General features: G+C 56.7%; 7 protein-coding genes. 2 read left to right on the top strand and 5 right to left on the bottom strand.

What is annotated here, in order from left to right:
• Positions 1 to 197: 197 nt before the first annotated feature.
• The 4 genes from AC1DNK_RS22110 to AC1DNK_RS22095 all read right to left on the bottom strand — a co-directional run bounded on the left by AC1DNK_RS22110 (position 198) and on the right by AC1DNK_RS22095 (position 4386).
• Positions 198 to 1055, bottom strand: a complete 858-nt coding sequence (locus tag AC1DNK_RS22110) for a helix-turn-helix domain-containing protein (RefSeq protein WP_477943352.1) — start codon at positions 1053 to 1055, stop codon at positions 198 to 200.
• 91 nt (positions 1056 to 1146) lie between these two features.
• Positions 1147 to 2082 carry a helix-turn-helix transcriptional regulator gene (locus AC1DNK_RS22105; RefSeq protein ID WP_477943351.1) on the bottom strand — a complete coding sequence of 312 codons (936 nt, stop codon included), beginning with the start codon at positions 2080 to 2082 and terminating at the stop codon, positions 1147 to 1149.
• Positions 2083 to 2382: 300 nt separating this feature from the next.
• Entirely contained in the window at positions 2383 to 3312 is a 930-nt protein-coding gene (locus tag AC1DNK_RS22100) for a helix-turn-helix domain-containing protein (protein ID WP_477943350.1), read from the bottom strand.
• Between the two features lie 96 nt (positions 3313 to 3408).
• Positions 3409 to 4386 carry an NADP-dependent oxidoreductase gene (locus AC1DNK_RS22095; protein WP_477943349.1) on the bottom strand — a complete coding sequence of 326 codons (978 nt, stop codon included), beginning with the start codon at positions 4384 to 4386 and terminating at the stop codon, positions 3409 to 3411.
• Between the two features lie 575 nt (positions 4387 to 4961).
• Between AC1DNK_RS22095 and AC1DNK_RS22090 the strand changes: the two genes are divergently transcribed.
• Positions 4962 to 5432: a DUF4126 family protein gene (locus AC1DNK_RS22090; RefSeq protein WP_477943348.1), complete on the top strand. Its 471-nt coding sequence runs from the start codon at positions 4962 to 4964 to the stop codon at positions 5430 to 5432.
• 522 nt (positions 5433 to 5954) lie between these two features.
• Complete coding sequence (locus AC1DNK_RS22085) at positions 5955 to 6398, top strand: hypothetical protein (protein ID WP_477943347.1); 444 nt, start codon at positions 5955 to 5957, stop codon at positions 6396 to 6398.
• Here the strand turns inward: AC1DNK_RS22085 and AC1DNK_RS22080 are convergent.
• A complete protein-coding gene (locus AC1DNK_RS22080; protein ID WP_477943346.1) occupies positions 6395 to 7033 on the bottom strand; it encodes a TetR/AcrR family transcriptional regulator in 639 nt (212 codons plus the stop codon). The two genes, AC1DNK_RS22085 and AC1DNK_RS22080, sit on opposite strands and share 4 nt — an antisense overlap.
• Positions 7034 to 7096: the final 63 nt, after the last annotated feature.

The following is a 7096-nucleotide window of genomic DNA, read 5'->3' as shown; positions in this document are numbered from 1 at the left end:
TCAGCGCGAAGAAACTGCCGACATCGGCGACTTACTTCCGTTCCGCTTCTCCAAAAACCCCGCCAATTGATAGGCCCGGATATCGCTTCGCAAAAGGGGCCGGTGCGGTGATGCCGCATACGTCAATGTGCATGGAAGATCGCGCTTACTCTTCATCCACTGAAGCGAAGCCTGTAACCGCAATCTGCGCGAGCCGATCAGGGGCTGCTCTGATCGAGGGAACGCCTCCATTTCGCTGGGGACGTGCCGAACTCCTTCGTGAACACCCGGGTGAAGTGGCTCTGATCTGAAAATCCGCAGCACACGGCGGTCTCCGCCAGTGATGTGGTCCGGTCTATCAGGATCGCCTTAGCGTGTTCAAGGCGTGCAAGAACCGACCACTGATGCGGTGAAGTTCCGACCGTGTCGGTAAACGATCGCGTGAAATGACGGGTCGAAATTCTGCAAGCCTTCGCGACTTCGGAAAGGTTCGGCGTCGAACGCATGTCCCCGGAGAGCATCTGCTTGGCGATCTTCAACTGCCATGGTGCGAGCTGATTGCAGTTACGGCCACTGGCACTCTGCGAACGTCCATATCGCTCAACAGCATGAGCGCAAAGAGCAAGGATGATCTGCTCAGCGAAATGTGTGTTGCCACCGTTTTCGCTCCTGTGGCTGAGTTTCAAGCACGTTGCCAAGTCAGAGATGACCTCGTCCTCGATCTCCTGCCCCCGCTCGACGGACAAGCCGTAGAAGTTCTTAATTCCAGATTTTCGCGCACATTTAACGAGGGCATCGGTTGGCAGGAAAACCTCAAAGTGCTGCCCGTCGTCGCCAGAACCCGTATGGCAGCCTTCGACAAAAACGACGTTCTTGGACGAGCCACCAGCTTGAACGACGACAGTGATGCCCTCCACATGCGCCGCACCAATCAGTTTATTCGTGACTGATTTTGGCAGATTGGAGGTCGATTCTCCATTTTGCGCGGCGGAATGGGCGCGACTTGGAGTTCCCCAATCACCCGAGCGCTCAGCGAAATCAGTACTTTGCTGCTGTCGGCTGCCAAACTGGTTCATGACCCGCTCCAAAGCTATCAATGGGATCACTCTGGAGCCTAAATCATTAGTGAGCGAGTTAAACTCCGTTAAAAAAGGCAACTCGCGTAGTTTAACTCCCACTATTGATTGAATACTTGGCCTTTCTCCATGCCCCCGGCGTCATTCCGACCAATTGCGCAAAAACCCTTGTGAAATGGCTTTGGTCAGCAAACCCGCAAGCGAGCCCGACGTCGCCGAGACAAGCGTTCGTCTGACTCAGCAGTAACTTGGCCTGCTCGACGCGAGCGTTCTGAATGTAAAGGTGAGGAGCTGTGCCCATCGTTTGTCGAAAGGCTCGTTGAAAATGACGATGCGATATCCGACACTCGTCCGCAAGGTCGCCCACGGTGAGACCGCCCTCTGTTCCGGCCGCTATGAGCTCTTGTATTCGCTTTTGCTGCCATGGAGCCAAGCCGCCTCGGCGTCGACGACTGTGAGGAGTCATTCCCCCATACGCTTGCGCCAAGTATGCTACCAACGCCGCTCCGACATGGTTAAGACGACCATCCTCGCGCCGCTCGCCCGAGCGCAGCGCCGACATTAAAACCTTCATAAGATTGATGACGGTCTCGTCGTAGACGCCTCGACCCACTTGGGAAACCAAGCCCGCGATTTCTTCGGACTGGCAAGCCTCGGCCGCCTCGTCGAGCGCATGGCGGGGAATGTGCAGGTTAATAGAATGAAAGGGGTGCTCGAAGTTCAGACGCATGGGGCGATTGAGGTCCTGAAATACGGCCTCCCATGGCCCGACGTTCACCGCCGGACATTCGGCATCCACCTCCCCAATGCTGACAAACCGAACAGGGGAAAGGTAAAGCGAGACCATATACGCGTCCTGGCGGGGAAGCGGTTTGGTCTCCAGTCGCTGGTTGGGTGATCGAATTTCCGTAAGCTCCAGTACCGACAGGGCCGCGGTCTTAATAACAGCGCTTCGCGCGCTTTCGTTTTGAAAGGCAGTGCGGAGCTCGCGGCCGAATTGCCCACCTCCGGGTTCAACCTCTGTCATCGTCCTGGTACTCCTCCGTAGACACAAGCTGTGGCTTAGGGAGGAATGTTCGGGCAATGGCAGAGTGCCCGTTGGCGCGCGCGGAGACGCTCTATATGGCCATGGCGTCCAAATCGTTCTCTTATGTTCAAAAAAACGCGTTGCCGCTTCGTCCCGGCAGCGGGCGGGCTCAGCTAGACTGGGGCGTCTAAACAGAGCGGCACTGACGAGCTATCTCATCGATGTCGGGACGGTGCCGCGAAATATAGAGGCGGCTTGCGTTCGATCCTGAGAGGAAAGCGAGGGCGCTCTTGCACAGTCTTAATGCTGCACACGCCAAATCTCGGGGTGGACCCCGACGTGACGGCTGAAAGCTGCGACGAAGTGAGGAATGTCTACGAATCCCACGATGTCGCGTACTTGATCCAGCGGGATGAATGGCCGGACAAGCAAAATATCGCGCGACGTGCCCACCGCACAAGCTTCCAGCCACCGCCAGGGCGGCATCCCGGTTGTCTTTCTGAATGACCTCGCAAATTCAAGGGCGGGCAGCCCACACTGTGCCGCGATGTCGTCGAGGGAAATCCCACCGTCCAAATGTGCCCGCAACATCTCGCATGCCATCGCCTTTTGCCATGGCGAAAGCTGCTTTGGTTCGGCCATGCGCGTTGGCGACCGCCCGCTGGAGACCCCGTAGGTCCGCAATACGTGAGATGCCGTGGCCATGGTCACATGATCCGTGAAAAGTCGGTTGGCATGTTCCGCCCTCTTGAGCGAAGGGAGAATTGTCTTTCCGAGTGTCGCTAAAACGCGGTCCTGATGCCCGTCCATGAGGGAAAGTCGAAATTCGTCGACCGTCGCCAGACCCTCGCGCTCCGCTATCTGGTTCAGGGCTGACTTCGGCATGTGGAAACTGACGTGATGAAACTCTTCCAACACTCTAACGGAGGGTTCGCTTCTCAAGTCATAAAGGACCGTAGTTCCGGCAGCCAACGGGTTGGTCTTCATGAAATCATTGGCGATCCAGAGGTCATACGTCGGACTGATGCTGACATGGATTGTCACCAGCAGGCTGTCTTCGGAAGGAATGGGCGATGACTTTTCGGGATCGGGCGAACGGCAATGCATCTCGGTCACGGTGATCGGAGCCTTGTCCAGTTGCCGCATGACCAACGGCTGGCGCGGCTCGAAACTGAATTTCGAGTGCATCCACCGATCGAAATCCACATCGTCACGCTCGGTACCGCTCATGTGCTCCCCCGGATTTCGCCCGGCTCACAATGGCGGCACCTTCCGGCTAAATCTTGCAGCGAACAGACTGATTTGTACGATTGCGGCCAAAACCGTTCAGTCGACTGTCAGGACGATCTTCCCGGATTTGTGAGAACGGTCGCCGTCAAGCATCTTGTGCGCCTCAGAAGCCATCGACAATGGTAGGACTTCCCCGACATTCGTGGAGAGCTCACCCACGTCGATCGCTGCGGCAATATCGATCAGGTCAGCACTTGTGACATCGACGAGGAAGAACCGTGCGTCGACCCGAGCCGCTGCCGCGATCTCCCTATCCGGCTGCGACACGGCGGAAACTAGACGACCTCCAGGTCGCAACACCTCGAAAGAGCGCCGTTGCGTATCTCCTCCGATAAGGTCGATGACCGCATCGAAATCGCGGGTGACGTCTTCGAAGCGTGTCTTCCCATAATCGATGACGTTGGTTGCGCCGAGACCGTAGAGATATCTCTCGGCGGCCCCGGAGGCGGTCACCGTGATATGTAGTCGTGCCCTGCTTGCAAGTTGGACCGCATACGATCCAACGTTTCCGGCACCCCCGTGAATTAGAACCCTTTGGCCCGCCCGAAGCTGAGCATGCTTGAACAATGCCTGTTTCGCGGTAACCGCGACGACCGGCACCGACGCGGCTGCCACGTCGTCAATGGTAACGGGTTTTTTTGCCATCATCTCCGCCTCCGCAAGGGCGTATTCCGCATACGCTCCGACGAAGCGCGAATTGGTAACGCCGAAAACAGCGTCTCCTTGTTTAACGCTTACAACTCCGGGGCCAACATTGGCGACCACCCCGGCGAAGTCGGAACCGAGTGTCAGGGGAAGAGGTTGCGGTAGTGCACTTTGGCCCGCGCGTATCCAACCGTCCCACGGGCCGACGCCGATCGCGCCGATTTTCACGAGGACTTGCCCCGGTCCCGGACGTGGGCAAGGAAGGCGTTCAGCAAGGATGACATCCGGTCCGCCGAACTTGTGGACGCGGTAGGCGGTCATAGTCCTGTAGCCTTGGTGGTTGGTCTTGGTAAGCTCGAGCATCGACATGCAAATCTCCCATGCTTGCAGCAATTAATTCCTCTGATTTTCGGAATTTGGTGGAATACAGTCTGGAGCGAAAACCGCCTGAATGGCCTGTTTCGGCCACTAAAATCGAAGCAAACCGTGAAGGTTGCCTGCCGCCCCCAATCACGGCCGTGGTGTTCCAAAAGTGGCGAAACGGTACAATCCCGTCTCCTCCCATTGTGTAAAGTTCAGGACGTTCCCCCAGCCGTGCGACAATCGCACGGTCGCAGACGAGCCATCCGCCGGCCGTGCTGCAAACTGCCCGCCGAGCCCTCAGCCTCCTCGGCGGGCCCTTTTTTAAAGTGGGGCGCAAGCGTAGCGGCAGGAGACGACATGCCGAAATTTCGAACGACAGAAACACCTGAGCAGGCTTCCGCCGGGTTTATTGGACTTCTGATCATAGCGGGAATCCTCGCGATCATAGTGGCGTTGTGTGTAGCGTCCGGCCCCGTGCCAGGCCATCCTATAACCACCCACGTCTACGTTCCCGGTGTGCCGGATGATTGATCCCGCTGCGGCCGACTCGCTTATCGTAACAAGATTTTTCGGAGCGATTTATGTTAGTATTGTTGGCCTTTTCGTTAGGTCTTGCGTCGGGCTTACGGGCTTTCACCGCACCCGCTGCGGCCTCATGGGGCGCGCTCCTTTTGATTTACATCGTACCCTCCACGTCGTGGCTTTATTTCATGTCATCGAGATTGGCAGCGGGAATTTTAACAGCACTGGCTTGTTTCGAGCTGTTTACCGACAAGCTCGCCTCCACTCCTTCTCGGTTGGTGCCCGTTCAAATTTCTGCCAGACTTCTGACAGGTGCGGTTTCTGGCGCAACGCTGGGAGCGATTCATGACCTCACATTTTTGGGTGGAGCCGCCGGAATTCTCGGTTCGCTAGCGGGAACACTCGGAGGCTCGATGGCCCGCGAAAGATTGGCTCGGTTATTTGGGCGGGACCTTCCGGCTGCTTTGATAGAAGATTCTGCCTGCATCGCACTGGCAGCGGTCTGCATCTTGGCATCACAATCTCTCTAGGAGCTATGGATATGCCCGTGGCGAGCTATCGAGCGAAATTTCTGGAAATTCTGTGTCAAGTCTGCGACCTCGCAACCACCGACGAGAGACCTGACGACTTTAACTGGAGGGCCGATTACATAGCTCGAAATTCGCTCTGGTACAGGTTCCAAGGGCGCGGCTGCTCGCGCGAGAGAGCAGCAGACGGACGGTTGCTCGACATCGACACGGGACATGTGCGGCATTTAAGTGTTTCTCTGCTGTCTTTCTCGATGCTCGAGTTCGACTGCAACGCTCTGATTGCGGCATACAACGGCCCAAATCTCTCCCCTGTCTGCGTGGCTCAGGGTTTGATCGGCTCACACAATGCCACACCGGAGATCGTCTCGCTCCATATCGAGCGAACTGCAGGGTGCGAGTTTGCACGTGCAACGAAAATAGAGACGTCGATCATTTTTATAGGTTTCAAGCACGAATGCGACGCAGGTCCAAACGAAACCCTTCTAGCTCGGGAGCCATCCCTGACGTCCCCGCACTGGTACCATGAACGACACTTTTTCGGGAGCGCGGCAGTCTAACCCGCGGGATCGCCGCGCTGCCCACGGAGGCGAAGTATCGGGGTCTTCATTAATCGACCGACTGCCGCAAGGGACTTGGTTGGGTTTGCGCAGCATCATTCAAAAGCGTGTCACCTATGCAATCGTCGGCTCGAAAAGCTGCGGGCCCGGCTTCGATACATCAGTACCCAGCTTACACGTCGATCCACGAGGCAGAGAAGGCCGTCCCTTTTTTGTCCGAGAAGCATCCCGGCTGCAGCCGTGCAATGCTTCGGTCGACTGGGACCAGTCGACCGTTCAACTGCGCGATCGTTTCGAGCTGAAAATATTGTGTTCGGTCAGAAGCGAGGCAGCCCTCACCGCAAGCTACCCTGCCTTGGATGCCGTGCTATCGGGCGACGAGCAACCCACTTTGATGCCTCGCGTCTAAGTACCGCTCCGTACGCCTTGCAAGAAAAGCCGAACAGACGTCCTCAGACCGAGCTCGATCCGCTCGTTGTCTGCGGTCAGACCTAGCAGCGCAAGTCTACTCAATCGCCCTATTACGAGGCTCAAGAACAGTTCAGCTGCCATGTCGAAATCGTCAATTTCGACCTCACCACGCTCCGAGAGTTTGTGCAGCAAGTGAGCAATACCACTTTGCCCGCGTTGGAATCCTTCACGATCCATCAAACTTCCCAGTTTCGGAAATCGTGGAGTTTGTGAGATCACCATTCGGTAGATCGCTGTTGTTTCTGGGCGGTTTACCAGCTCAAGCGCATGACGCCCGACTTCGAGCAGGACCTCAGTTGCGTCACCTTCTGTTGCATCGAAATCAAGGTTCTCAAAAAGCTCGCTGATCTRCCTGCGCACCACTGCTGCGAACAACTGAGCTTTGTCGTCGTAGCGGGTGTAGATTGTGGCCTTACTGACCCCAGCGCGCAGGGCAACCGAGTCGACCGAGGTGGCGTCGAAACCGTTTTCGGCGAACAATGCAGCGGCAGCGTCGATCAATCGTTGTTCTAAAGCGCCCGACTGAACGCGTTTTGGCCGTCCGCCCCGTTTTCCGGTTTTCAGCATTCGCATACGTGCTTGTCCGATTCATACCTTGCCTTTGGCAATAGTACTTCGGGTGTAGGTGACTTCGCC

The sequence above is a fragment of the Rhizobium sp. 01N424 genome (genome assembly GCF_056399485.1).
The sequence above is the reverse complement of the archived record's forward strand: the minus strand, read 5'-3'. Positions and strand labels throughout refer to the sequence as shown.

What these genes read in the sequence shown, in the direction of transcription:
- AC1DNK_RS22110 (WP_477943352.1), bottom strand. Translation starts at nt 1,055, where the DNA reads ATGAACCAGTTTGGCAGCCGACAGCAGCAAAGTACTGATTTCGCTGAG.
- AC1DNK_RS22105 (WP_477943351.1), bottom strand. Translation starts at nt 2,082, where the DNA reads ATGACAGAGGTTGAACCCGGAGGTGGGCAATTCGGCCGCGAGCTCCGC.
- AC1DNK_RS22100 (WP_477943350.1), bottom strand. Translation starts at nt 3,312, where the DNA reads ATGAGCGGTACCGAGCGTGACGATGTGGATTTCGATCGGTGGATGCAC.
- AC1DNK_RS22095 (WP_477943349.1), bottom strand. Translation starts at nt 4,386, where the DNA reads ATGTCGATGCTCGAGCTTACCAAGACCAACCACCAAGGCTACAGGACT.
- AC1DNK_RS22090 (WP_477943348.1), top strand. Translation starts at nt 4,962, where the DNA reads ATGTTAGTATTGTTGGCCTTTTCGTTAGGTCTTGCGTCGGGCTTACGG.
- AC1DNK_RS22085 (WP_477943347.1), top strand. Translation starts at nt 5,955, where the DNA reads ATGAACGACACTTTTTCGGGAGCGCGGCAGTCTAACCCGCGGGATCGC.